We start from the raw sequence: 26,197 nt of genomic DNA, 5'->3' as shown, positions 1-26,197 counted from the left end.
TCGACCTCTATCCTTCATGTTTCGGTTAGTATCACACAAAACAATCTGGAATATGCCGACTAGGAATGGGCCTATTCAGACATTATTTATACGTTCCACAAACTTCTTCGCAGCACGTGATAACGGAATATTCTTTAAATAGCATATGCCAATACTCCTCTTTGGAATTTCCTCTTCAAGCTTTATCTCGTATACATCTCCTCGTTCTAAATAATGCCTTGAAAACTCTTTTATGACACACGAAATACCTAAGTTTATTTTGGCGAATTCTAAAACTAAATCATATGACCCAAGTTCGAACACAGGTGAAATATGAAAGCCCCTCTTTGTAAAGAAATTTTCCACAAACATTCGTGAATTCGATTTTTTTTCTAAAAAAATTAATGGCATTTCCATTAAATACTCTAAACGAATCGGTTTTTCCGTTATCTTTTTATATTGTTCTCCGCACACAAAAACATCTTGAATCTCCTTACAGGGGATGACTTGAAGATGTTCGTCATGGACTGGTAAATTACATATCCCCATATCTGCCTTTCCCGATTTAATAAAATCACATATTTCTGTTGTGGTTCCATTTAATATATTTAATTTGATTTCAGGGTATCTTTTATGGAATTTCTCCAAATAAGGTAATAAAAAATAACGAGAGATGGTATCTCCAACCCCGATACGTAGTTCTCCAGTTTTTAATGTTTTAAATTCTAATATTTTATCTTCTGCGACGTTAATTATTCCTAAAGCTGAGTTAATATGCTCATTTAATAGTTTTCCTTCATTGGTCAATACTACTCCCCTTGATGTTCGATAGAAGAGCAGTATTTCTAATTCTTTCTCCAACTTTGAAATGGCTTGACTAACAGCAGATTGTGTCATATATAATTCCTGGGCTGCTTTCGAAAAACTTTTATTCTGGCTAACAATGTTAAATATACGGTATAAGTCCAAATTTCCTATCATATAAGCTCTCCTAATATCAGATATAATAAATATTAATTTCACTTATATCACTTTAAGAAGGTATAGTAAACTTATAGTGTTTGAACATTAGTACTTAATTCTATATAAATGTACTCGATAAGAGGAGCGATTATATTGACAAGAGCAGTTGGTACAGTAGTACGTGGGCTTCGCGGTCCAATTATCAACCAAGGAGATCATATCGAACAAATTGTAGTTGATACGGTATTAAATGCAGCAAAAAGTGAAGGATTTTCGATTGAGGATCGTGACATTGTAACCATAACGGAATCCATTGTCGCTCGTGCACAAGGAAACTATGCGTCCATTGACGATATAGCAACAGATATACAAGCAAAATTCGGTGATGAAACAGTTGGTGTCATTTTCCCAATTCTTAGCCGTAATCGTTTTGCAAACTGCCTACGAGGAATTGCCAAAGGGGCAAAGCATATCGTCTTAATGTTGAGCTATCCATCTGATGAAGTGGGGAACCACCTTGTAGACATCGACGAACTAGATGTTAAAGGCATAAATCCATGGACGGATGTATTAACAGAAGCTCAGTTCCGTGAACATTTCGGTTATATCGAGCATCCATTTACAGGTGTTGATTACATCGAATACTATAAATCTCTGATTGAGGCTGAGGGTGTAACTTGCGATGTTATTTTCTCAAACAATCCAAAAACTATTTTAGACTATACAAAGTCTGTATTAACTTGTGATATTCACTCACGTTTCAGAACCAAACGCATTTTAACAAATAGCGGTGCTGAAAAAGTATATGGACTTGATGATATTCTTTCAGAATCAATCAATGGCAGCGGCTTTAATGAAGCTTATGGTCTACTTGGATCAAATAAAGCAACTGAAGACAGTGTGAAGTTATTTCCAAACAACTGTCAACCTATCGTTGATGGGATTCAAGCAAAAATCAAAGAAGTAACAGGTAAGACCGTTGAAGTCATGGTTTATGGCGATGGGGCATTCAAAGATCCAGTCGGGAAAATTTGGGAGCTTGCGGACCCAGTAGTATCACCTGCTTACACCCAAGGACTTAATGGCACGCCAAACGAAGTGAAATTAAAATACTTGGCAGATAACAACTTTTCTCATCTTCGCGGGGAAGAGTTAAAACAAGCTATTTCTGAATACATCCAGAATAAGAACGATGACCTCGTTGGTGCGATGGAAGCACAAGGTACTACACCTCGTAGATTAACGGATCTCATTGGATCATTATCTGATTTGACTTCTGGTAGCGGGGACAAGGGAACACCAATGGTCTACATCCAAGGTTACTTTGATAACTATACAAAATAAGATCAGTACAAACAGGATGTCTCTTAATCGAGACATCCTTTTTTTCCATTTACTTGTGATAAGGCTCATCGTAACATTATAAAGCGAAATCAAGAGAATTGCCAAAAACCTGCTACAGGGTTTTGTATCTCGGTCGCCCCTATTATGGCGAAGATATATAGTGATCCAAAACCAAAAGGATAATCGTAATCGTGTTAAACCAACGTTTCAGGGTAACCATCTTCATCTACTTGAAATAAAAAGGACGCTGATCCGCTCAGCGTCTTCCCAGGGCATTTCCCTATTCGACTTAATTCTTACCTCCATAGCCCTTATATGTTGCGTAAACTGCATCTGCATATTGATTTGCCAAAATAGGACGGCCATAAGAATCAGTTGCGCCCGGATACCAGTTATCTCCTCCGTTATAGTGTAGTAAGCCGTTATATATGTTGCCGAATTTAACAATCTTTTCATTTAGAATCAATGCGCCCAAGTATACCTGATCTTGTTCACTGCTGTGATTATAGGTACGGCCAAATTTTGAGTTGAATTGAGATAAATAAGCACTACGTGTGTTTGGTTCTACCTGCATCAATCCGTCGCCGGCCGATGGACTACCTGGTAAACCTGCTCCAAAACTGCTTTCCTTTTTGATAACCGCACTGAGCAATAAAGCAAAATCCCCGCCTTTACCGTAGGCATTGTCCGCATTCATGACATAGGTCCATATATGACTCGGCACCTCGGCAGGCTTTGTTACTCCTGGTGATGGTGAGCCCGTATAAATCTTAACCGATGACATTTTATCATTGACCGTATTGCCGACCCAGGAGGAATCCGAGGTATAGGTCCACTTTGTCCCTCCAAAATTATCATTCTCATATACTTCAACCGTCCAACCGCTAGGAACCTTAAGAGAGGACATCCAGTCATTCGGAATTCCATTTGCGTTCAACTGATTCAATGTATAATTACCTACTCCGAGTGTTACTGCTTTTCCACCATAGTTTATATCTGCATAGAATATCGCTCCGTTTGTTGCCGGTGGCGTAGTTGGAGGAGGTGTAGTTCCACCGCCACCGCCTTTCTGCCATAAAGCAGGAACATTGGACGGTTCCCAACCTACAAGGGAAGTATGTGCCTGAAGACAGGTATAAGTGCTTCCGCTATACGTTACCGTATCATTTATTGCATATGCAGTATTAGGAGTCCATGCCCCTCTAGCAGCTGCACTTGCCGGCAAGACCGCGTAAAATGTGGATATAATAAATGCAAAAACCATCATAAGTGATAGGGCTTTAAAAGAAAACTTTTTATTAGTCATCTTAAAACCTCCATATATTTTATTTATCTGCGGTTTATCCTGAGACGAGCCATACTTAAAGTGAAGCTTGAACAGGGTCTTGCCGTGATATCTTTATTGCTGCAATCAGATTTACTGTGGAGCATTTATGATATTATATCCCCCCTTTATTTTAATTTGTTCAAAAAGATTCTAGTACTCTAATAGCGTAGTTGTCTGTTATACCCGGATATAAAATTAATACTAACTTATTCAACAGATTATTTTTTATTCCCTTTTAAAAGATCCACTCTATTAAATCACTGAAGATACAGTTGCAATTGATACGATTCAAATGAGTTTCACCATAATTTCATCCATATTTGGATAGTTTAGTAATCCTATTCATCGGAAAACTCTTGTCTCCGAGGGTCATCGTTCCCATCGGCAAACTGTTTTAACTAGGTCGCCCGTCTGCGTAACAGAACCCCTTTTCCGTCCTCGCGCGGCTCGTCTTATTTGTGATACGGCTCATCGTAACATCTATTGAGCAAAATCAAGAGAATTGCCAAAAACCTGCTACAGGGTGTTGTATCTCGGTCGCCCCTATTATAGCGAAAATATAGAGTGATCCAAAACCAAAAGGATAATCGTAATCGTGTTGAACCAACGTTTCAGGGTAACCATCTTCATCTACTTGAAATAAAAAGGAAAATGACTCCTCCCTCAGCTTCGTGAAATAATAGTCTTCATGTTGAATAAGTCTCGGGTTTCCCCCTACTTTGATCAAAAAAGACTGATCCATCGATTTCTCGTCATCGCTTAGTGTCCCATCTGAAATAGTGTGTTTTATAAGGCCTGGGTTAGTAAACATCTCTTTGGTGCTTTCAGTTGAAATGGGATGCTCAATCACCTTGATAGAGCAATTAGGATAGATATTGTTTTCCAAATACTCCTCATAGTCCTCAGGGATGAAGATCGAAATCATGCTCTCCAGTTTAAAGGGATGGACGAGGGTCAAGTAAAAAACATATTTCTGGTCACCTTCATGGATGAGGTCATCTTGATCATCAAAAAAGTCGGGTGCATTTCCACCGATCCAGCCTGCCCCCTGATCTTTCGATAGGTCAGATTCGGCATAATAAAGTATACTGTCTGTCCAACTCAACTAAAACTTTTGTTTCATTGTCCAAAGGCATTCTACAACTCTCCTCCAAGAAACTTAATGAGGTACCTCTCAGGCCGCGCAAGGAACTCTTCCACGTTTTCACATCATATTAAGCCACTACTATCCAAATTAAAAAATCTATTGATTCGGATTCTTCAGCGACTACCTCAGTAGGTCCTAGATTACTTTTTCTCTTCTTCTTGTAAGGTGGCTGCCCCGCCTATTAAACAGGAAATTTCAATATCATCAATGTCCATCATCTTATCTTTCTCGTGTACAATCCCCGATTCAGTGATAACCAACAATTCGTTGTGTTCAATAACATGAATGCAGCGTCAAGGACATTGAATGGTTCTTTGACGTTTCAATTAGCGGAGATTTTCTTTTCGCCTTACTTTTGATACGGTTCACCATAACATCTATAGAGCGAAATCCCTACTCTTCATGTTTCGGTTAGTTTGTAAGGGAATCCTGTACTTTTTAAAATTACTTCTTCTCTGTCGCAAAATAAAGGAGGGCTGCGATCGGGAAAGCCATTCCAACCCATAACACGGCACTCCATCCTCCTGTAGCATACGTCCATCCCCCAATTGCGGATCCGATGGCACCGCCAAAAAAGAAGATAGCCATAAAAAGGCCATTCAACCGACTACGAATTTCCGGACTCAGCGAGAAGAGCGCACGTTGTCCAAGCACAAGATTTGCGGATACGCCAGCGTCCAATAAAATAGCTGAAACGACGAGAATAACTATGCCGGTAATTGAACCCGTACGGATCATAAGCGGCAGCAACATCGAACTGACGACAGTGGCGAGTGCAATCCACGTTGCTGGTTTAGTCCAGCCGCGGTCGGCCAGCCGTCCAGCCAAAGGTGCCGCTATTGCACCTGCGACTCCAACAAGCGCGAACAACGCGATGTCTATCTGAGAAAAGTGAAAGACCGGGCCGGATAACAGTAACGGGACTGTTGTCCAAAATAAACTGAACGTTGCAAACACAAATGCATGATAAGCAGCCCGGCGGCGTAAGATTGGGGTTGTGCGCAGCAAGTGCCACATCGAACCAAGCAGAGCGGTATAACGCGTGTCCGTCATAGGCTTTCTTGCAGGCAACACCTTTGACAGTACAATTGCCAAAATAATTACCGCTACGGCAGACAAGGCGAATACGGTATGCCAGCCCAGGAAGTCGGCCACCAGGCTCGACAACGGACGCGAGAGCATGATGCCAAGCAACAGACCACTCATGACATTGCCGACAACGCGACCGCGTGAAGAATCAGATGCAAGGTATGACGCAAAAGGCACAAGTACCTGCGCGGCGACCGACCCTATGCCGATAACAAACGAAGCCGCCAAGAATGGCGCTGCCTGTTTCGACACTGACGTGATTGCAAGAGCAACACCTGTGAGAAGTAAAGATGCGACAACCAACCTCCGATTATCAACGATATCTCCCAGGGGTACTATAAATAACAAGCCGACTACATAACCGATCTGTGTTAAGGTCACGATCAAACCGGAACTGTTTGCGGATAGCCCAATGGAAGAGCTGATGACTCCAACCAAGGGCTGCGCATAGTAAAGATTTGCTACAATGATGCCGCATGCGGCAGCCAGAAGCAGAGTTAACCATTTCGAAATATTTGTCTCGGTCGTTTGCTTTTTTAAAGTAGTCATTTTAAGCAGCTCCTTCTTTCTTATAAATACTGTACGTACAGTTTAGTAATTACATGATAGAATAATATACTGAACGTGTAGTTTTGTAAATAGGCAGACGCAATTTATTTTTTTATGTATGATTGATATACTGAACGTATAGTTTGTTTTTTATTGATCAGATAGGTAAAACGAAAGAGGATGATGACGATGAATGGAAAAAGAGGCAGGCCGCGTAATATAGAAGCTCAAAAGTCTATTCTTTCCGCATCTTACGAGTTATTACTGGAAAATGGCTTTCAAGCCGTCACAGTGGATAAAATCGCCGATCGTGCCCAAGTTAGTAAAGCCACAATATATAAATGGTGGCCTAACAAGGCTTCCGTGGTCATGGATGGTTTCTTGCATGCCGCCACAGACAGATTACCCGTGCCTGATACAGGTACAACATTTAATGATATTTTAATTCACGCCACAAATTTAACCGGGTTTTTGACAAGCCGGGAGGGGACCATCATTAAGGAGTTATTAGGTGAAGGACAGTTTGATTCAGGATTGGCGGAGGCCTACCGTGCTCGGTTTTTCCGTCCCCGCCGACTTGAGGCCAGAGGTCTATTGGAAAAAGGGATTCAACGCGGGGAATTGAAAAACAATCTCGACATTGGCATATGCATTGATCTCATTTACGGGCCGATATTCTATCGTTTGCTTGTGACAGGCGAAATCTTGGACGACCTCTATGTGGAGAATTTAGTTAGAAACGCATTTGAAGGAATTGGTTCAACACTTTCAAGCCATTAGCCGGGTGCTGAACATCCATCGGATCAAACACGGCATCGATCGCATCGTTCCTAACATAAGAAGTTGTTTTCCATTCTTTTAGCCGAATAGAGGATGAATTCTTTTCGGAGTGGAAATTCGCGGAATAAGCCCATCTGGTAGTTTTTTGTTTCGTGCCTTTCACCCACCACCGGCTAAAGCCCATAAACAAAGAGAGAACAGCCTGTAGGCTGTTCTCTTTCGCTGTCTGCCTTAAAAACACGCGAACGAGCTAATCCGGTTCAAATCGATGCCAAAGTACCCCCAGAAGAAACCGAACCATCTGAACCCTGCAACAGAATTACGCCCGACAAATACCGGGAAGAACCAGAATTGCTCGCCATTGTTGAGCCAAATATATGTGTTGCGAAACATGCAGCGTCTGATCCCGCCGGGATCAATGGCAAATGTGGTAGCCTGCATTTGTGGTATGAATTGCGGTGGAGGGGCCGTCGGCGCTTGAACGCCTCCCGGTGCACCCCCCGGACTTCCCGGAGCTCCCGGAAAACCTCCGGGACCTCCACCCGGAAAACCCGGTCCTCCTGGTACGCCAGGTCCGCCCGGCACGCTAGGCCCCCCCGGAAACCCCGGAAATCCTCCGCCGGTTCCCGGCACTGGAAAAAATCCCATATGTGATCGCTCCTTTCAATGAATAGGTAGAATCATCATATGCATTCGCGGAGAGGGTGCTTGGGCAGTTGCCCAAAAAATAACCGCCCAGCCGAAGCTGAACGGTAGTCGTTTAAGGCAAATTTCGAATCCTACGTAGATATTCTGATCAATGTATTTTCATATTGCACATCTTTTAGCGGCCTTTCAAAGCATGCTCGATTCGTTTATCAGGCATGAACCAGATTACGGCAACGAGTACAAAGAAGAAGCCTGCAATCCAAGGACTCACATATGCGGTCAAGGCTGCAGCTAAGTAGAGTATGGGGGATACTTTCCCCTTCCAGTCTTTACCCATCGCCAAAAAGAAAGAGGAATCGCTAGAATGCTGCTTAACAATCACCCGCTGAAGCAACCAGTACGACAATGCTGCCAGTAATAGTATAAAACCATACAGCGCAGTAGGTGTGGCTGCAAAATGGCTTTCTCCCATCCAAGCTGTCGTAAACGGGATCAGGGATAACCAGAAAAGAAGCAGCAAATTGAGCCACATTAACGGTCCGTTCATCGTTCGAACCATGTGCAGCAGATGATGATGATTGTTCCAGTAGATGCCAACATATACGAAACTAAAAATGTAGCTAAGAATCTTGGGGCCGAGCTCGATCAGCGCATGCCAGTCATGGCCTGCCGGCACTTTAAATTCCAGTACCATGATTGTAATGATAATCGCCAGTACGCCATCGCTGAATGCCTCCATCCGATTCGCTTTCATGGTGTCTCACACTCTCTCTCGCTTCTTACTTTATTATCTTTTCGACATTAGTAACGTTGCATAAAATTCTTCCTCTCGTCAAGCAAAGCCTTCTTCTACCCTCAGTTACCGACTAGAAAAAGGCACCCGAGCGGGTGCCTTGGTATTCTATTTTAGAAAGCATTCGCTATCTTATCAAGTATTCCCGTCATATTAAGAAATACGATGATAATGACTAAAGGGATAATGAACCTCATTATAAAAAACCATATTTCAAACACAGAGGCCCCTAACCGAGAATGCTTTAATAATTCCTCTCGCAAAGTGCTTTTCTTAATCTTATTCGTTACGAAAATAGAGATTAAAAATACTCCAAGCGGCATTAAAATATTACTCACTAAATAATCGGCGGAATCAAATAAGTTTTTGGAGAAAATTAAAATATCAGCAAAGACACTATAAGATAAGGCAGAGGGAACTCCTACTACAAAAATTAGAACACCAACAATACATGCATATTTGATTCTCTTCTCCGCCTTGCCTTTAAGTACAGATGCTACAATAATTTCTAACATGGAGAAGGCCGAGGTTAATGTAGCAAATAAAAATAATGCTAAAAAGGCTAGTAAGAACGCTTCTCCAAAAATAATTTGATCAAACACAGCCGGCAATACTACAAACAGCAAACCAGGTCCTTCCGTTGGTTCTAATCCCAATGAGAATACAGCTGGAAAGATTGCTAATCCTGCTAATAGAGCAATCAATAAATTCATTGAGACGATGGAGATGGCTGGTTGAATTAAGCTTTCCTTTTTTGAAAGATAGGAACTATACGTCACCATTACGGATACTCCGACACTTAAGGAGAAAAAAGCTTGGCCCATCGCAAACAAAATACTTTGAGGAGTAATATTCGAGAAATCGGGTGCTAGAAAAAATTTTACCCCTTCCATGGCGTTATCCAGTGTAAGTGAACGAATGATGAGAAGAATAAATAGTATAAATAAAGCGGGCATCAAAATTTTACTTGCTCTTTCAATTCCATTTTGAACCCCTTTTGCAACAACGGCAACGGTAATGGCCAAAAATACAAACTGTGCTGCAACAACCAATACTGGATTTTCAATCGTCGCGTTAAAGACGGAACTATAATCTGCACCCTCACTAATGATTCCACCAAATAAACCTTTTGCAAAATAAATAACAATCCAACCACCAATTACACTATAAAAAGATAACAAGAGAAAGCAGGTAAATACCCCTATCCTCCCAATCCAATGCCAACTGCTATTAGGAGCTAAACTACGATAAGCGCTAATGGCTTCCTTTTGCGTGCTTCTGCCAATAACAAACTCCGCTAATAACAATGGGAGACCCATAAACAAAGAAAATAAAATAAACAGAAGAAAAAAGGCTCCTCCCCCACTGATACCGGTGACATAAGGGAGCTTCCATATTGCACCTATTCCTATCGCTGATCCTGCTGCAGATAAAATAAAACCAATCTTCGATGACCATTGTTCTGATGCTTGCATGTGATTCAATCCAATCTACTGTAATTATGTCCTCTATACAATAACGTAAAAAAATAAAAAAGTCATTTCGCTATATTTAACAACACTAAGTTGGCTCAGACTAGATAGAAAAGCTCCAAATCCACCAAATGATTGGAATGGGTTTGGAGCTTTTGTTGATAGTATTCTACACTTTGACCGACTCTAAGATCAGCTAATTAGTGCTGGCTATAGCCTTTTTAAATTTCGCCCCTACTTATGATACGGTTCATCGTAACGGGCCTATCGGCGAAAAATACGAAAGGAGCTGCTGCGGCGCATGATTTCCAATCTCTTACCCGATCCAACGACTATGATTCAAACTTACATAAGATGCATATACTCGGCGGCTTGGAAGTAGGTAAGTTAAACTATCACTCCCGTTAGCGGTATGAACTAGCATATACGGCTGGCACAACCAGCCCTTCATTTAATTAATCTCATTGACTCCAACTCCCGATAAACTTCCTCTACAGCACAGTCGGGGTTTAGCATTTGAATCATCTCTATAGTAATAGGGACACCTTCGTAAACTTTTTCAACAACTTCTACTGGCATGGCCAATTCATAATAATCTTTCGCAAATTGCACGAACTCTTCGGGTGTCCGGTAAATCGCACCTATTAAAAAAGCAGACCCATCGTCTGCTCCTTTTGGCATTTTAACCTTTCCCTTCTGCCAGCTCGAATCACTATTTTTACGCCATATACAAAAAGTCACATCTTCTTTTTCAATTCCTTCATGCTCCAGAGGAGATAATAATTCGCTTGGAACGTTATCATAGATGCCTGGCCATACTCTATGTTCGTCTTGTGCATACGGGCTTAATTGGGATTCATGATCAAAACCCTTGATGATGGAGCCTTCAACGGAAAACAACATGATAAGATGATCCCCTGCCCCATTATCTATTTTTGCCATACAAACTCCTTCATCCCATTCTTGAACAAAGCTATGATAACGAAGCCATTCCGTCTCACAAAGAATCGCATTCAGAGCTGCTTGAACGATCATTAGCTTTTTTAAGCTTTCCGGTTCTGGTAAGTGTTCTAACGCATTCATAATCTTACACCTCGTCTTTCTAATTTAGCCAGCAAACTTAGCTTAACACTTGGTTTGGAAATTCACTTTTCCTTCCAAGATGGCCTTCAGGAATTTTTTCGACTTTCTCAACTGCTTCTGAATATCTTCAATTTCTTTAATTTTCTGCTCCACTATCTTCTTTTTTTCCTCATAGGTTAAATGAAGTTGTTGATTGACCAGCAAACTTAGCTCTTCAATAGAGAATTCTACGAACAAAAGTGCCTTCACATCATTTAGATATTCAACAACTTCTTCAGAGTAAATCCGATAATTATTCGCATCTCTTTGAACAAATATGTCTGGAATGAGGTTTTTGCGTTCATAGAATCTCAAGGTGGATATTGGCAAACCCGTTAATTTTGAAACGTCATTTATTTTCATTATGAGACCTCTTTTTATTTGTTGCTATAAACCTAAGTTCATAGTTCATAATAAAAATAAGATAACGAATGACATAAGCCATGTCAAAAATATTAAGGTTATCTAAAGGAGAGATTCTATGTTCAACTCTATCCAAAATAACGATTTCACCCATATCGTCAAGGGACGACGTTCCGTTCGTCATTATGATGAGAACTTTAAAATATCGAAAGAAGAGATTCACGAGATGATCTCGGAAGCCAGCTTGGCTCCGTCCTCAGCCAATCTGCAGCCTTGGCGCGTAGTCGTGGTCGACACTCCGGAAGGAAAAGAAAAGCTAAGGCCACTTGTGCGGTTCAATACGTTACAAAACGACACTTCATCTGCCATGTTGTTAATTTTCGGGGATACCCAAAGCTACTTAAATGTTGAAGAAATCTATAATACAGCAGTGGAACAAGGGAAAATGCCGGCTGAAGTGCGAGACAGCCAACTTAAAACCATCCTATCGATGTACCCGACTCTCCCTCAAGAAATAAAAGTTGAAGTTGCAAAAATCGATAGCAGCCTGTTTGCCATGCAGTTCATGCTGGTAGCTCGTGCGCATGGGTATGATACGAACCCAATGGCAGGCTTTGAAGTCGATCAGGTAGCCAAAGCGTTTGATTTGGATGAAGAACGCTATGCTCCGGTAATGATGATCTCTATAGGAAAAGCCAAGGAAGACGGGTATGAATCCGTTCGATTAAGCTCGGACAAGATTACATTTTGGAGATAATCTCCAAACATAACGCGAGGTTGTGAAGACCTTAATCATTGATGAATCCAGAAAAGCCAGAACTGCCAACAACTAGAGAAGGTGTTGGTGGTTCTGGCTTACCGACATTTCGCTTGTCCGCTGTTTAACCCTACAATGAGAAAAAGTATTTTCTAATTTCGGAATAAATATAACCTAAATCCCATTGCTCATAATTGAATCAAACCATACCTCTTACAATACTGCCGTAGTCAACAGTACTTTCAAACGAGGCAAATACGCTTCGTGCCGCCTCATCCACCGGCAAAAACACGCCGATTCCTGGAAACATGCCTCTCCCCACCAAAAGATAAATTTGGCTGTAACGAATAGGCACAAAATCGCTTGAATTCTTCTTTCTGACATCGATTGCGGATGCCAGCAAGTTATCCCATTTCGCCATCGGAATCACCTTCTATCCTCACGAATATAAGTTCCCCCCAAAAAATTGAATAGCAACTTACTGAGACTAGTAAGCACTTTTAGTGTAATTTCGCCGATCACTTATGGTAGGGTTCACCGTATCATCTATAGAGCGAAATCGAAAAGCACTCCGTCTTTTCCGTGAAGTTACCCAGCGATTCCGCCAAGCGAGAAGTGTCGAAATCTCTAGAGATCCATAAATAACCTCATCCCACTCCCACACATCCAATACATACCCACTTAACGCAATCGGCCAGTCATTAACCATTGCCAATCAACCCGAATAACAACAGACGGTTCATCTCAGCCATCTTTTCTTTATAGTTTCCTGATTTTGCCCAAGATAATTGAATGGTTCCAATCGCGTTTAACAATTCAAGAACAGTTTCCAGAGAAACTGAAGAGTGAATAGCTCCTTCCTTTTTCGCAAGTTCAATAAGCTCCTGAAGCATTTGAATTCTAATTTCATTCGTATTTTCACTATAAAGACTTGATAACACATGATCCTTTACGGCACCAGGCGAACCAATCAATTGATAGTCCTGATCGGCGCAAATATCCATTATTTGAATGATTTTATCCTTGAAATCGATGTCTTGGTTCATGATCTCTTGAGCCATATGAAGGGTATTTTGCATCAAAACGTTCGCGCATTCCTTGACAATCCCTTCTTTGTTTTCGAAATAGTTATATAGCGATACAGATGATACGCCGGACTCAGCGGCAATATCCTTTATGCTGACATGAACGAAACCTTTTTCTTTAAAGAGCTTTAATGCCGCATTAACAACTGCCTTCTTCTTTTTCTGAGTCCTTATTTCGAATTTATTCATTACACATTCCTCCATCCCGCATCCCAAATTAAAATCAATGTAGCACAATTCGAAAGGTTTTTAAATTTAATGGTCATAAATTAAAAAAATATTGACGAAACAATTTGATCGGGGATAAAATCAAATAGAATATTTTTAAATATAACACCTTTGTATTTAAAAACTTTTTTTTGCGAAACAACCAAAATGGAGGAATAATATGAGAATACTGGTCTACGGAGCAGGGGTATTGGGAAGTTATTTAGCTCACGAGTTAGTGCGCGGGAGCAACGAAGTCACAATGTTAGCCAGAGGGCGGCGGGCGGATGAGTTACAGCAGAACGGTAATGTGATCCGCCATTACTTACAGCTCCGAACAACGGTCGATAAAGTAAACGTGATTCGTGAGTTACAGCCGGAGGATGTTTATGATCTTATCTTCGTAGTGATGAAATATCCGGATTTCGAGGCAGTCCTTCCTGCCCTTGCAGCGAATCAAAGCAAACATATTGTTATTATGGGCAATAATGCAAGTCCCATTGAAATGCGGCATTATTTGCAATCCAATAGCCCCGTAGAGAAAAAGGTTGCCTTTGCTTTTCAGTCGTTTGCCGGATGGAGAGAGAACGGTCGGGTAAATTGCTTGCGCGGTCCAAAGGTGACCTTGGTTTTCGGCGGCTTGGGAGAGCAACTAAATTGGCGATCGGTCATTGACCAAGCTTTAAAGAACACAAGGTATAATACGATCACCTTTACAAATATGGATGAATGGCTGAAAAGCCACTTCGTTATGATCTTGCCTTTGAATCGCATTGCCGTTTCATATAATGGGAATCTGCGCAAAGCGGCCAGGGACAAAATCCTGCTTAACTACGTCATTGACGCAATAGATGAAGGCCATCAAGTGTTGATAAAAAATGGTTACTCAATTACGCCTGCGAATCAACAACAGTTAGTCCGAAAATATCGCAAGGTGGTTTTTACCGTGCTGAAAATTTTATTAGCAACCCCAATCGGCAGAACCACGCTAAGCGATAAGGCGGTATCTGCCAACGAAATGACTTCGTTGTACCAAGCTTTTTCTGACTTAAAGAAAAGAGCGAACATAGCCACACCAAATTGGGATAAGCTTTACAATTACATCCCTTTGCAATAATGGGAATTACCTTGTCTCTAATCGATATGGATGTAGCTCTTGTCCTTTGTCCAGAACAAGAGATACATCCATTAATTGATTCTAAGTCAGATGTGGGATGAGAATTGAATTCAGCAGACCGTAATCCTGTTCGTCCCTAGGTCGTAGGGGGATAACCTATTTCTTGAGCATCCCTACTTATTAACGAACCTATACGCCCCCTTCACGATACCCTAAATTTCGCCCTACTTGTGATACGGTTCACCTTAACGGGTCTATCGGCGAAAACAATGGCGGCCCTGTGGAAGCCAGACTTCGCTATGCCTGCTCACTTTGGCAGACTCATTCAATTAATACCGGTGCTTGGCCAGCAATGTGTCGACGTTACGCAACAAGCGATTGTATTAAAATTACGCTTGCCTTAAAGTGTACTTTAAGTCTTCTTAAGCTTATTGCTTGATGGTTAAGCCATAATCTGGTTGGCCACGGTCAGGTCCATATTTAGCTGTAAAATCCCTCTGACCTCGTCGCTTCGGCAATCGTATAGCTATGCCGAAGCGCTTTGGTGAGCGCTTCGGCCAAACTTGAAAGTGGCATTTTCTCGGACGAGTTAAGGTTTCACAGACGATTGACAAACAGCCAAATTTTTTACTTTACACCGCAGTCATTAGGTGGTAATATCATTTCTATAATTCCTTAAATATAGAAATGATGGCGGAAAGGAGAATTTAATGGCTGATGTCGATCACGATCTAGTGCAAGCTGTCAAAGTATACAAGGCTCTAGGTGAGCCTACACGACTAAAAATTGCCTTAATGCTAATAAAGCAAAAGAATCAATGCGTTACCGCGATCAGTGAACAGCTTGGACACGTAGCCGGTTCAACGTTATCCCATCATCTCAAGCAGCTGACGGAATCGGGTTTAATCCAGTCGCAAAAGAACGGTTCGTTTATTCACTACAGTGTTGATCAAGAAGTGGCAATGAAGTTTGCGCCATATTTACTGGCGTAAATTTTTTAAGCATCATTTCTATATCTTTAGAATTGTAGAAAAGATAAGGAGGGAAACCATTTTGGAAAATCGCGTGCCATTGGAACTTGGAATCTCTACATTTCTTCACACGAACCCCAAAGGAGGGGGCGTTCTGCCAGGCGAACGACTGCGACAAGCGATGGAAGAAATTCAGCTGGCTGATCAGGCCGGTCTTGATGTCTATGCGATCGGTGAACATCATCGCATGGACTACACAAGCTCATCGCCGGCAATTATTTTGGCTTCGGCTGCAGCTACTACAAACCATATTCGGTTATCCAGTGCCGTTACGGTATTGTCTTCGTCGGATCCAGTCCGTGTTTATCAGGATTTCGCCACTCTGGATAACTTAACAAATGGGCGGGCCGAGATCATGGCCGGACGCGGTTCTTTTGTCGAATCTTTTCCGCTCTTCGGATATAACCTGCAAAATTATGAGGAATTATTCGATGAGAAATTGGAGCTTTTACTCAAAATACGATCTTCAGAGAACGTAACATGGAATGGCAAGCACCGTGCACCGCTGCACAATATGGGCGTATACCCGCGAGCGCAACAAATCCCGCTTCCTGTATGGATTGCTACTGGCGGCAGTCCGGGGTCGGCCATTCGTGCCGGTCAGCTTGGTCTTCCTGTCATTTTCTCCATTATAGGCGGCATGCCGGAGCGTTTCGCTCCCTTAGTGCAGTTATATCTTAAAGCAGCCCAACAAGCAGGGCACGATCCTAATCAATTGCAAATCGCCTGTCATTCGCATGGTTTTATTGCCAACTCGTTTGAAGCAGCCAAAGAAAAGTATTATCCCATTATGGCCGAACAAATGAATCAAATTGGAAGGGAACGCGGTTGGGCGACTTATACACGAAGTGTATATGAAGAAGCACTGAGCCCTCGCGGCGCTCTTTATGTTGGAGATTCAGAATATGTAGCAGAAAAGATCGTGCGTGTAACCAAACAACTGGGCTTGACTCGTTTTCTTTTGTACGTTGACTTTAGTACGCTTCCGCATCGTGATTTGTTAAGAACGATCGAACGATTTGGAACGGATGTCGCCCCCCTTGTCCGCAAGGAGCTAGCTAGGCATTAAAGAAAGTAAGATGCTAAGAAATTGCAATCCTTCATTGTTATCATTTCTGTATTTTTAGATATATAGAATTATAAAGGAGAATAATCAAATGATTAAATCGTGGAAAGTTTATATTTTAGCGATTATAAGTTTTTTAGTGGGAACTTCGGAATTTGTAATTGCCGGGATACTGGATCTAGTTTCCAAAGATGTAGGCGTAACCATTGCTGCTGCTGGCCAACTCATTTCGGTTTATTCCATATCTTACGCGGTGGGTACTCCAATTCTCATTGCGGCTACCTCTAAACTAAGCCGGAGAACACTTATGCTGGCTGCTTTGGCGCTCTTTTTTATAGGGAATTTAATTACGGTGGTCTCGACGGGCTATCCAATGCTTGTTGGTGCGAGAGTGATCTTAGCTCTTAGTACAGGTGTCTTTACCGTGGTTGCCTTAACTGTTTCTGCTCAAATTGCCGGACCTGGAAAACAAGGCACCGCCATAGCAACTATCATGATGGGATTTAATCTATCGCTTATTTTAGGTGTTCCTGTGGGAAGAGTCATTGCCAGCACCTACGACTGGAAAATGATTTTTTATGGAATCGGCCTTCTTAGTTTTATCGCGATGCTGGTCATTTTAATGGCGTTGCCAAAGTCGCAGGGAGAGGCAAATGTGCCTCTTAAAGAACAACTTGCCCTGTTGAAAAGACCGCAGCTATTATTAACCTTGTCGATTAGCTTCTTTTGGATGGTCGGTTATACGATCATTTACACGTTTATTACACCATTTCTGATGAACATTACGGGTATGAGCAATGGGGTGGTGAGCATCGCGCTATTTTCATTCGGTATAGCAAGTTTGTTGGGCGCCCAGGCTGGAGGTTATGGTGCAGATAAATTAGGTATTCCGCGTACGCTGAATGGAAGCTTAATGATCCACGCTGCTATTTTGATCCTTATGTCCCTCTTTGCCCATACATCTATAGCTGTCTTTCCGTTGCTGCTGTTATGGTCGTTTTTTGCTTGGTCTACGGGTCCCATTCAACAAGTATATATGATTAGCTTGGCACCAAACGCAGCGGGAATCCTTCTGAGCTTGAATACATCCTTCATCCAGTTGGGAATTGCTGTCGGAGCTGCCATTGGCGGTATTGTGGTGGAAAGCTTCTCCTTACAGTCAATCGGCGTGGCTGGCGCAATTGGTGTTGCAATCGCACTCCTTCCGGCTATATTATCGTTCTCGATGCGAAGTCAGTCTGCGAATGGCATACAATCCGTCACAAGCAAAGAATGAAACCATGCGTAAAATTACAAGAACAAGTCGCGGTATGTCGCTGCTTGTTCTTGTTTTCTATTTCCATTTCCACTTCCTCCATCCAATGGACGCTTTGTAGAGCAAACGACTTCCCGTCTGTTGCGAAAACCAAATTGCATAGCTTTATAGCGGTTAGCTTGAGCGTATTGAATTGAGAGCCGAATGTCACTTATAACCGCAACCAGGCAGACCGGTTATACAAGAGTACGAATAACATCGACTCTAGCCTTATGTTCTGCTCCGATCTCAAAATGCACCTGAACTTCGCCCTACTTATGATACGGTTCCCCCCGATTAATCTTCACCGCCCGGTACACTTGCTCCACCAGCACCAGCCGCATCAGCTGGTGCGGCAGGGTCATGCGCCCGAAGCTCAGCTTCGTCTGGGCGCGCTTCAGCACGTCCTCGGAGAGGCCGTTCGAGCCGCCGATGACAAAGGCGACGGTGCTGGTCCCGTAGGTGCCCAGCTTGTCGATATGGGCCGCCAGGTCCTCGCTGGACCATAGCTGGCCGCCGATCGCGAGGGCGATGACCTGGGCGTCCTGCTTGATGTGGCCGAGAATGCCCGCCCCCTCCTTCTCCTGCACCTGACGCATCTCCGCCTCGCTCATGTTCTCGGGTGCCTTCTCGTCCGGCACCTCGTGCACGGACAAGCGCACATACGGCGCAAGACGCTTGCTGTACTCCGCTATGCCCTGTACCAGATATTTCTCCTTCAACTTTCCTACGCATACGATCTGTATATTCATAGCGATGATTCGCTCCTTATCTGTTGCTATTCTGCCGTCCATTCTATCATGGTAACCCCCGCACGGAAAGGCAAACCCCTAGGCGAAGCATATCTGCACAGGTCCTTTCCGATTCGTCTCCATCGTCCTCCATGCATGAAAAAAGGAACCGTATACCACGGCTCCCATTCATCTATGCTACCAAGCTAACTGAATTTTATTCCTGTTACCTCATCGCAGAATGATCGGCAGCTCCTTCAGCGCGAACATCATCCTGCTATCCATCCGCTCCAGTTCTACGGAACGGTCGCGCCGGTACTCAGGGAAGCGATCCAGCAGCGTCTCGATTGCGATTCGGGACTCCATCCGTGCCAGCTGAGATCCCAAACAATAGTGAATTCCGCTTCCCAGCCCCAAGTGGGGATTCGGATTCCGATGGATGTTGAAGACATCCGGCTGCTCGAATATGTCCTCGTCATGATTGGCCGAAACCATCCAGATATTGACGATCTGTCCCTGCTTCAGTTCCTGCCCTCGCAGCACGGTGTCTTCCTTCACACGGCGGAACATCGTCTGCACGGGCGAGAAGTAGCGGAATACCTCCTCGAGTGCGCCTGGTATGAGCGACCGGTCTGCGAGAAGCTCAGAACGCACCTCCGACAGGCTGTCGATAGCCAATACGGCCGATGAGATCAGATTCGTTGTCGTTTCATTGCCGGCGACGAGAAGCAGAATGCAGAACCCGATAATCTCTATGTCAGTCAGGTGCTCATTGTCGATGCGCGCTTCCACCAGCTTCGTAATCAGATCATCCTGCGGATGTTGACGGCGGTCTTCCGCGATCTCGGCGAAGTATTCGCTCATCTCCCGCTGACACTGATAATAAGCATCTCCATCGTCACCGACCAGTGCGTCCGACCACGCCTTGAAGCGTTCCCGATCCTCCATCGATACGCCCAGCATCTCCGCAATGACTGTGATCGGAAGCGGACTTGCGAGATCAGCTACGATATCTATTCTTCCCTTCTTCTCAGCCTCATCCAGCAGCGATGACGTGATCTCCTGAATCTTCGGGGCAAGCGACTCGATCATACGGGGTGTAAAAGCATGGGATACCAGCTTCCGCAGCTGGCGGTGCTTCGGCGGATCCTGCCGCAGAATGCTGGATTCAATCGGTTCCTCACTAGATGAAGAGCCCTGGGAAGAGAATACCTCATAATTCGTAAAGACGGCTTTGACATCCTCGTATTTAAAAACATGCCATGCCTCATTGCCTTCCGTAGCAACCACCGGCGATTCCGTCCGCATCTTGCGAAACCATTCCAGCGGGAGTAATCCGTTTGTATTCCACTCCATGCTTAACACCTTCCCTTTCCATCGTAATTTGAAACTGACTGGTCAGTACTACACATATAGAAAAGAAGGCCTTATCTAATCCAGCGATATAAACAGGCCTTGGGTAATCATCGTGAATGCAAACCGCTCCAGATCCTCGCGTGAATACATATCGTGGTGGCTCAGATAATAATTGCAGGTGCTCTCCAGCGTACCGACGATACTGGCCGCAGCCAGATTAGGATCAACGTCACGACAAAGATTCTCCTCGCATTGCCCTTCCTCAATCATCCTTGCCAAAAAGCTGATATACGTCCGTTTCAATTCCTTTAACTCATCCAGAACATCCTGCTCGATCCCATTCGAAATCTCATTAAATACGATATGCGAGAAGTGGCGCGATTCGAGGAATAAATTCAGATGATGGCCAATGACCCGCTCCATCTTCTCCTTCATCGGCAGGGAGGAATTCAGCTCCACCTCCGTCCGCTGCATGATTTCCTCGATCCCTTGCTTCACAACCGTCTTGAAGAGCTGGGATTTGCCCGGAAAGTTGTAATAGAGAGTCCCCTTGGCAACCTGCGCCCGCGCGGCAATCTCATCCATGCTTGCACGGTGATACCCATTCTCGGAGAATACTTCAATGGCTGCCTGGAGAATTTTATCTTTACTCACCATCCGATAATCAGCCCCTTTCATCAATATATTTTCAATTCACCATTCTTGTTCTGACTGGTCAGCACAAAAATAACATACCATGCCGGGAACAGTTAAATCAACTGTGGACACGTCGTGTACCTCATTATCCATAAATATCTCTCCATTAAGCCGAAATCGGCCTTAACCATATCGATTTTATGTTAATTTCCGTAGTATCCTATACATATGGACAAATACAGTGTATATTTCAACAGTGCTGGTAAAGAATCAGCATATAGAGATAACAATTTAGCGTAACGGAGTGATAGGCTTGAGTAAATCCAAAAAAGGCGGGACAGGCAGAGGCACAGGCAAGAAGGGCTGGAGCCGCTGGGATGCAAGCGCGAGAAGAGCCAAGAGTAAACCCAAGCCTTATACCAGCAAAGGAACTAAGCAGGCGGATAGCACAAAGAACGCCAGCAGTCATAAAAACACCCCCGAATGAACATAGGGTACAAGCAGGACCTAGCACAACCTATAGAGGAGATGAACAGAATGGACAATCAAGAGGTTTTGGCGGATATGCCGTCTAATTATGAGGAACTCAGAAGCTCCGCTAACCGGAACGCCAACTGGAGAGAACGCTTAAGCGCCGTAGAAGAATTGGGAAAATGGAAAAATGAGAAATCCATTGATATTTTGAAGCATAGACTGAATACGGATGCGGTTCATCAAGTGCGGGAAGCCGCTTATCGCAGCCTCCTGGCTTTAGGCGAAGATGTACAAATGCCCGAAAGACACAAGGGCGAGCTGATGAAGGATGTTACCAAGGTCATGGTGCGCATCAAAAAAAGCCTTCCCCGTGATCATACGTTCGAAGACTTCAAAGAGAAATTGAAAAAGATGAGAATCGATATCTATGACACGTACGAAGGTGACAAAGGCGAAGAATTTGATCAATGGCTGGAGCAAAAGTGGGCTTCCTTATCCAAAAGATAAGATAGTCCCATGCCCCTTCTTGGATGCTGTTATGCATATGAGAAAACGGGTTATGTTATACTGAAAACAAATCTTAGTTATAGGAGTGGTACTCTGAGAAAGCAAAAACCTATGTCATTTGACGATCTGTTGAAAGAATTACAAGGCCAAAAATCGGTCCAGGAGGATCCGGACAACGTCTCCCTGGAGAAGCTGTTTAATGAGTCGTTTATGCGTAAACATTCATCTCATCACAGCTTTGGAGATTTTGTAACCAAAGGGAACTTCCAGGTTGAGACGCATGAGGATATCAACAACATTCCCGATGAACTGTTCGATCGTCATGTATCCAGAGAAACTGATTTTCCAGATTGGAAATCGATGCTGGAGCAAGCCAAAGCTGATCACGCTGCGGCCACGAAGTAATTGAGGATATATTTCGCTGCCAATAACGCAGCTATGATCAGGGGCCAGCGGCCCCTTTTTCTATCCCCTTATCATCCGCTAGCGTCACCATACCCCTACTTCAGTTCCGACTTGGAGTCCGATTCACTCTCCCCTTTATCCCTGAACTTCTTGTAGAGCTTCGTGATATTCGCCGCATTGATCTCGATGTTATGCTCATAGGCATATTTCATCGCGTATCCCAGCGCCAGTGTCGTGGCCCCGGCTACAGTCGCTCCGGCTACTGATCCCGCTCCAGGGAACGCCTTCACAATCTGCCGAAAAATATTCTTGCCGATATTCCCAAATATCGTGGCAATGACGAGCTCCTTGGCCGTCTCCTTACTGATCGGCTTATTGTACAACACGGCAAGCCGGGTCAACAGACTCACCTGAATGCCGGTTATCGGAATGATATCCGAACCCGGGATGGGTGACGCGCCTACGGCTCCAGCGGAGATGGAGGCCCCGATAATCCATCCGTTCGCCGTCGCTGACTTGGCCTTAATGCTTTTGGCAAAGAGAATGTCTTTAGACTTTTTTTTAAGCATCTCCAGAATGCTGCTCCGCAGCCGGTCGATGTTCTCACCGGTACGTGAAGATACCGGCACTACCTCGTAGCGTCCACCAGTCTCCTTCTTGATGCGTGCCACCAGGCGGTCAATTTCGTCTGCGGCGTCGATTTTATTCAGTACGATCAGAAGATTATGATTCACACTTTCAATCTTCTCAAGCGACTTCTTCTCAGCCTCAGAGAACACGGTACCGGCAGCATTCAAGAAGAACAGCACGATGTCCGCTTGCTTATAGTAATTCATGGTCACTTCCGAGTTGGCTGTGTTCACATCATTGAGCCCAGGTGTATCCATGAAGTAAATATGCTCCTTGTACTTGTGCGGCCGGATCTCCGTCGTTTCTCCAGGTTCGGCTCCGACTCCGGCAACCTCTTCACCCACGATCTGGTTCATCGTAGAGGACTTGCCTGTATTTACGTCACCAATCAGAGCAATGAGAATCTCTTGCTTCAGCTGACGGTTAATTTCATCCATTTCCTGCTCATAAGCCTCATCGGCTGCCCGCTTGATCTCCTCTTCCCATGCTCTTCCGTAATCATCCATTCGTATCGTCTCCAATCACGATAGGTTACCCGCGCTTTGATATCCTTTATACACTCATCATACACGATTCAGGATTGTCTATCGAAGCTGTTGCTTCCTCATCCTCTCATGTTCTTTATAAACAAAAAAAGCGTGAATTCATCACGCTTTCCATTGGCAATTATCTATTTCATCAAAAAGTCCATATTACACAATTAAAAACTCAGCATGCTTCTCGCACTCCGCGCACTTCACCGGTGGATCCCAGTCCGAAAACTCGGTCTCCTTCAGATCAACAATATCCGGGGCATCCTCATATTCATCCACGAAATTTTCGATCGCTAGTTCCACATGTTCCTTGCATACGACGTACATTCTAAGCATCCTTTCTATCTTTCGCCTCATGTTGTGTTGATCTTCATCTCTTCAAACAAGTATAGCCACTCTTCTGTTCTACCACACTCTAAGCGAAAAAGAAATGTTTTTAGGCCATTTGCCCGATTCCACGGTTAACTCATCCCTAATAGGCTTCCTGCCTTTCCATGATTTTCACTATCAATCCTTTGTCGATTTCAAAAGGCCACTTTTGTATCAAACAGAAGCCAAACAAAAAAGAGCGCGGATATGCACGCTCTCTTTTGCGGCCGTTTCACGGCTCGTATCTAACCTTTTTCAAATCTCTCTATAATGTATCCTATTCAACTTGAACGATAATATATACCCGCTGCATGAACAGCAAAACAGTGGACAGGCAGCATCCTTCTGTTGGTCTGGGATGCCGCGTTAAATGAAAAAGACAAGACCCGAGTTTAAACGGGTCAGCCCTCGATTATTCTTCAGGCTTCTCTTCCAGCTTAACCTTCAGCGATTGCAGCTTGCCCCCGCGATAGAAGGTTACATTCAGGTCATTGCCCACCTTCGTATTACGATAGAGATGCTTGCGCAGCTCCAGCGTTGTGTTGATGGGTTTGCCATCCAGCTTGACGATCACGTCGTTCAGCTTCAGCCCGGCATCCAGTGCAGGGCCCAGCGCATCGAGCACAACCACGCCTTCGGTGATCGACTTCGGCAGCTTGAGATCCTCCTTCTCCTTCTTGCTCAGCGGCGCATACGGATTACTCAAATCGACGGTATATACGCCAAGATATGGACGGGCAATATGACCTTTCAGCATCAGCTCGGTCACAACCTCCGTAATCTCATTGACAGGAATGGCAAATCCAAGTCCTTCTACACCCGTATCCGCGATCTTCATCGTGTTAATGCCGATGACTCTGCCGTTCAGGTCAACCAGGGCACCGCCGCTGTTGCCTTCGTTAATGGCAGCATCGGTCTGAATCACTTCCTGCTCCCAATCATAGATGCCATCCTGATTGAGCGACACCGGAATGTTCCGATTGGTATAGCTGACAATGCCGGAGGTGAGCGTATCGCCCAGTCCCAGCGGATTGCCTATAGCAATCACGGTTTCTCCGAGGCGGAGCTTGGAGGAATCACCGAATTCCGCAACCTCGCCAATCCCTTTGCTGTCGATAGACAAGACTGCGATATCGCTGACATTATCCGTTCCGACGAGGGTCGCTTTCTTCTTCTCTCCCCCGACCAGCACAACCTCCAGGGAATCGGCGCCTTCCACCACATGATTATTGGTAATAACATAGGCTTTGCCTTCGAGCTTCTTGAAGATTACACCGGAGCCTAGTGCATCCTCCTGCGAGCTGCCGAAATCGTTGCCGAAATCAAAGTCCTCGCCAAAATCGAAACCTTCCGGAAGTTCGAAATCTTCCTCTCCCGGCTCAATACCCGGTCCCTCATCCATTCCCTCGCCGTCAGAGCTTTCTGCATCAGGCTGCGCCGCCTCTTTATGTGTCAGCACGCTGACCACAGCAGGACGCACCTTCTGGGCAGCGCTAATAATGCGTTCATAAGGGTCACCATCGGACGTGGACAGCTGGTGACTGCCATTGATTAAAGTCACCCGCGACGATGTTGAAGGATGCCCTGTAATGAGACTAAACAACATGACCGCAATCAGGGCACTGCATAACGAACTAATTGCGGAGATTTGGAATGTGGATAATCCTCTCTTGCGGCGGGTCGTACGCCACTTCGTTCGCTCAGATCGGTCCTCGCTGGTATTTTTGCTCTGCCTGGAAATTTTAGTTGAATAGAAATCATCGTCAAACAATCCCATTGCGATCCCTCTCTCCCCTTGGTTGCTACGCGTCAAGACACTTACCAGCTTCAGACCTTCCGTCATTACCGACTAATCCATTACATCTTGTCGTCATAACAACCCGCTCTTGCAGCGCTATATCTGTCTCTATGAATCGGCAGCGTGCCACCTGTTAAATTAATCTCTCTATGTAATAACTCTTTTGAAGCCCAAAAAGTTGCATCCTTGAGCATTCTCTTTGCTATAAGAACCTCTATCACCCAATAGAGGGCGTATCACTCCTTATATTTTGAAATTAAAACCCATATCGTGCAGAGATTGGTACTGGTCCATTCAAAAAAAACCCTGTATCCTTCTATTACCACAAACAGGGCATTTTAAGCGCGAGATATCCGATTTATCTAAAAGAATAAGGAAATAAATGGTCGCGTTTCATCCTCAGCATGAAATCTCTTGGCCGCAAGCTGAAAGCTTTCGCTCAGAACAAGCATTCGGAATTATCAGTGCTCCTATTGTACCACACGAACAGAGGTTCACGTGAGCCATCTTTGTTAAAAATAAATGCCAAATTGATGGATTTTCAACTCGATTTTCAAGCCCGGGTAAACACGTTAATGTTATATACGTGACAGAAGCCAAATGGTTCCATATTTGCGGGGAGTAC

The 26,197-nt window shown here is 44.0% G+C and carries 27 protein-coding genes; 10 read left to right on the top strand and 17 right to left on the bottom strand.

The window, feature by feature from the left end:
- Positions 1-75: 75 nt before the first annotated feature.
- Positions 76-960 (bottom strand): LysR family transcriptional regulator, encoded by an 885-nt coding sequence (locus AM231_RS25140; protein ID WP_054405121.1) that lies wholly within the window; start codon positions 958-960, stop codon positions 76-78.
- A gap of 135 nt (positions 961-1,095) precedes the next feature.
- Between AM231_RS25140 and AM231_RS25135 the strand changes: the two genes are divergently transcribed.
- Positions 1,096-2,286, top strand: a complete 1,191-nt coding sequence (locus AM231_RS25135; RefSeq protein ID WP_054405120.1) for a coenzyme F420-0:L-glutamate ligase — start codon at positions 1,096-1,098, stop codon at positions 2,284-2,286.
- 289 nt (positions 2,287-2,575) lie between these two features.
- On the opposite strand, the gene AM231_RS25130 is transcribed toward AM231_RS25135, so the two are convergent.
- The 3 genes from AM231_RS25130 to AM231_RS25120 all read right to left on the bottom strand — a co-directional run bounded on the left by AM231_RS25130 (position 2,576) and on the right by AM231_RS25120 (position 6,398).
- Positions 2,576-3,592 carry a carbohydrate-binding protein gene (locus tag AM231_RS25130; RefSeq protein ID WP_054405119.1) on the bottom strand — a complete coding sequence of 339 codons (1,017 nt, stop codon included), beginning with the start codon at positions 3,590-3,592 and terminating at the stop codon, positions 2,576-2,578.
- A gap of 514 nt (positions 3,593-4,106) precedes the next feature.
- Positions 4,107-4,718 carry a hypothetical protein gene (locus tag AM231_RS25125; protein ID WP_106406124.1) on the bottom strand — a complete coding sequence of 204 codons (612 nt, stop codon included), beginning with the start codon at positions 4,716-4,718 and terminating at the stop codon, positions 4,107-4,109.
- Positions 4,719-5,204: 486 nt separating this feature from the next.
- Positions 5,205-6,398 (bottom strand): MFS transporter, encoded by a 1,194-nt coding sequence (locus AM231_RS25120; protein WP_054405118.1) that lies wholly within the window; start codon positions 6,396-6,398, stop codon positions 5,205-5,207.
- Between the two features lie 180 nt (positions 6,399-6,578).
- On the opposite strand from AM231_RS25120, the gene AM231_RS25115 reads away from it, so the two are divergent.
- The gene (locus AM231_RS25115; protein WP_054405117.1) at positions 6,579-7,178 is read left to right on the top strand and encodes a TetR/AcrR family transcriptional regulator; all 600 of its coding nucleotides are present in this window, start codon (positions 6,579-6,581) and stop codon (positions 7,176-7,178) included.
- 231 nt (positions 7,179-7,409) lie between these two features.
- Here the strand turns inward: AM231_RS25115 and AM231_RS25110 are convergent, their stop codons facing one another.
- From AM231_RS25110 to AM231_RS25090, 5 genes are all read right to left on the bottom strand, one after another.
- Complete coding sequence (locus tag AM231_RS25110; RefSeq protein WP_054405116.1) at positions 7,410-7,826, bottom strand: hypothetical protein; 417 nt, start codon at positions 7,824-7,826, stop codon at positions 7,410-7,412.
- 175 nt (positions 7,827-8,001) lie between these two features.
- Positions 8,002-8,580 carry a TMEM175 family protein gene (locus tag AM231_RS25105; RefSeq protein WP_054405115.1) on the bottom strand — a complete coding sequence of 193 codons (579 nt, stop codon included), beginning with the start codon at positions 8,578-8,580 and terminating at the stop codon, positions 8,002-8,004.
- Between the two features lie 152 nt (positions 8,581-8,732).
- Complete coding sequence (locus AM231_RS25100; RefSeq protein WP_054405114.1) at positions 8,733-10,094, bottom strand: sodium-dependent transporter; 1,362 nt, start codon at positions 10,092-10,094, stop codon at positions 8,733-8,735.
- A gap of 444 nt (positions 10,095-10,538) precedes the next feature.
- Positions 10,539-11,174 (bottom strand): hypothetical protein, encoded by a 636-nt coding sequence (locus AM231_RS25095; protein WP_054405113.1) that lies wholly within the window; start codon positions 11,172-11,174, stop codon positions 10,539-10,541.
- Between the two features lie 42 nt (positions 11,175-11,216).
- The gene (locus AM231_RS25090) at positions 11,217-11,576 is read right to left on the bottom strand and encodes a MerR family DNA-binding transcriptional regulator (RefSeq protein ID WP_054405112.1); all 360 of its coding nucleotides are present in this window, start codon (positions 11,574-11,576) and stop codon (positions 11,217-11,219) included.
- A gap of 118 nt (positions 11,577-11,694) precedes the next feature.
- On the opposite strand from AM231_RS25090, the gene AM231_RS25085 reads away from it, so the two are divergent.
- Positions 11,695-12,333: a nitroreductase family protein gene (locus AM231_RS25085; RefSeq protein ID WP_054405111.1), complete on the top strand. Its 639-nt coding sequence runs from the start codon at positions 11,695-11,697 to the stop codon at positions 12,331-12,333.
- Positions 12,334-12,532: 199 nt separating this feature from the next.
- On the opposite strand, the gene AM231_RS25080 is transcribed toward AM231_RS25085, so the two are convergent.
- Positions 12,533-12,754 carry a hypothetical protein gene (locus AM231_RS25080; protein WP_054405110.1) on the bottom strand — a complete coding sequence of 74 codons (222 nt, stop codon included), beginning with the start codon at positions 12,752-12,754 and terminating at the stop codon, positions 12,533-12,535.
- Positions 12,755-13,034: 280 nt separating this feature from the next.
- On the bottom strand, positions 13,035-13,607 hold the full coding sequence (locus AM231_RS25075) for a TetR/AcrR family transcriptional regulator (RefSeq protein WP_054405109.1): 573 nt from the start codon (positions 13,605-13,607) through the stop codon (positions 13,035-13,037).
- Positions 13,608-13,806: 199 nt separating this feature from the next.
- On the opposite strand from AM231_RS25075, the gene AM231_RS25070 reads away from it, so the two are divergent.
- The 4 genes from AM231_RS25070 (at position 13,807) to AM231_RS25055 (ending at position 18,115) form a co-directional block, all read left to right on the top strand.
- The gene (locus tag AM231_RS25070) at positions 13,807-14,742 is read left to right on the top strand and encodes a ketopantoate reductase family protein (protein WP_054405108.1); all 936 of its coding nucleotides are present in this window, start codon (positions 13,807-13,809) and stop codon (positions 14,740-14,742) included.
- Positions 14,743-15,452: 710 nt separating this feature from the next.
- The gene (locus AM231_RS25065; RefSeq protein WP_054405107.1) at positions 15,453-15,734 is read left to right on the top strand and encodes an ArsR/SmtB family transcription factor; all 282 of its coding nucleotides are present in this window, start codon (positions 15,453-15,455) and stop codon (positions 15,732-15,734) included.
- 58 nt (positions 15,735-15,792) lie between these two features.
- Positions 15,793-16,842: an LLM class flavin-dependent oxidoreductase gene (locus tag AM231_RS25060; protein ID WP_423212951.1), complete on the top strand. Its 1,050-nt coding sequence runs from the start codon at positions 15,793-15,795 to the stop codon at positions 16,840-16,842.
- 88 nt (positions 16,843-16,930) lie between these two features.
- Entirely contained in the window at positions 16,931-18,115 is a 1,185-nt protein-coding gene (locus tag AM231_RS25055) for an MFS transporter (protein ID WP_054405105.1), read from the top strand.
- Between the two features lie 290 nt (positions 18,116-18,405).
- On the opposite strand, the gene rlmH is transcribed toward AM231_RS25055, so the two are convergent.
- The 3 genes from rlmH to AM231_RS25040 all read right to left on the bottom strand — a co-directional run bounded on the left by rlmH (position 18,406) and on the right by AM231_RS25040 (position 20,877).
- Positions 18,406-18,885 (bottom strand): 23S rRNA (pseudouridine(1915)-N(3))-methyltransferase RlmH, encoded by a 480-nt coding sequence (gene rlmH / locus AM231_RS25050; protein WP_054405508.1) that lies wholly within the window; start codon positions 18,883-18,885, stop codon positions 18,406-18,408.
- A 210-nt stretch (positions 18,886-19,095) separates the two neighbouring features.
- The gene (locus AM231_RS25045; protein WP_242615305.1) at positions 19,096-20,220 is read right to left on the bottom strand and encodes a cytochrome P450; all 1,125 of its coding nucleotides are present in this window, start codon (positions 20,218-20,220) and stop codon (positions 19,096-19,098) included.
- A gap of 75 nt (positions 20,221-20,295) precedes the next feature.
- Positions 20,296-20,877, bottom strand: coding sequence for a TetR/AcrR family transcriptional regulator (locus AM231_RS25040; protein WP_242615304.1), 582 nt, complete (start codon positions 20,875-20,877; stop codon positions 20,296-20,298).
- 292 nt (positions 20,878-21,169) lie between these two features.
- Here AM231_RS25040 and AM231_RS28430 point away from each other — a divergent pair, with 292 nt between their 5' ends.
- The 3 genes from AM231_RS28430 to AM231_RS25030 all read left to right on the top strand — a co-directional run bounded on the left by AM231_RS28430 (position 21,170) and on the right by AM231_RS25030 (position 22,242).
- A complete protein-coding gene (locus AM231_RS28430; RefSeq protein ID WP_082341798.1) occupies positions 21,170-21,343 on the top strand; it encodes a DUF3934 family protein in 174 nt (57 codons plus the stop codon).
- Between the two features lie 50 nt (positions 21,344-21,393).
- Positions 21,394-21,837, top strand: a complete 444-nt coding sequence (locus AM231_RS25035) for a HEAT repeat domain-containing protein (RefSeq protein WP_054405103.1) — start codon at positions 21,394-21,396, stop codon at positions 21,835-21,837.
- Positions 21,838-21,948: 111 nt separating this feature from the next.
- Positions 21,949-22,242 carry a hypothetical protein gene (locus AM231_RS25030; protein ID WP_054405102.1) on the top strand — a complete coding sequence of 98 codons (294 nt, stop codon included), beginning with the start codon at positions 21,949-21,951 and terminating at the stop codon, positions 22,240-22,242.
- Positions 22,243-22,337: 95 nt separating this feature from the next.
- Here the strand turns inward: AM231_RS25030 and AM231_RS25025 are convergent, their stop codons facing one another.
- From AM231_RS25025 to AM231_RS25020, 3 genes are all read right to left on the bottom strand, one after another.
- Positions 22,338-23,378: a GTPase gene (locus AM231_RS25025; RefSeq protein ID WP_054405101.1), complete on the bottom strand. Its 1,041-nt coding sequence runs from the start codon at positions 23,376-23,378 to the stop codon at positions 22,338-22,340.
- Positions 23,379-23,564: 186 nt separating this feature from the next.
- On the bottom strand, positions 23,565-23,732 hold the full coding sequence (locus AM231_RS28425; RefSeq protein WP_007129186.1) for a CxxH/CxxC protein: 168 nt from the start codon (positions 23,730-23,732) through the stop codon (positions 23,565-23,567).
- Positions 23,733-24,186: 454 nt separating this feature from the next.
- On the bottom strand, positions 24,187-25,551 hold the full coding sequence (locus tag AM231_RS25020; protein WP_054405506.1) for a S1C family serine protease: 1,365 nt from the start codon (positions 25,549-25,551) through the stop codon (positions 24,187-24,189).
- Positions 25,552-26,197: the final 646 nt, after the last annotated feature.

Source organism: Paenibacillus solani (assembly GCF_001277345.1).
Taxonomy (GTDB): Bacteria; Bacillota; Bacilli; order Paenibacillales; family Paenibacillaceae; genus Paenibacillus_AQ; species Paenibacillus_AQ solani.
The sequence above is the reverse complement of the archived record's forward strand: the minus strand, read 5'-3'. Positions and strand labels throughout refer to the sequence as shown.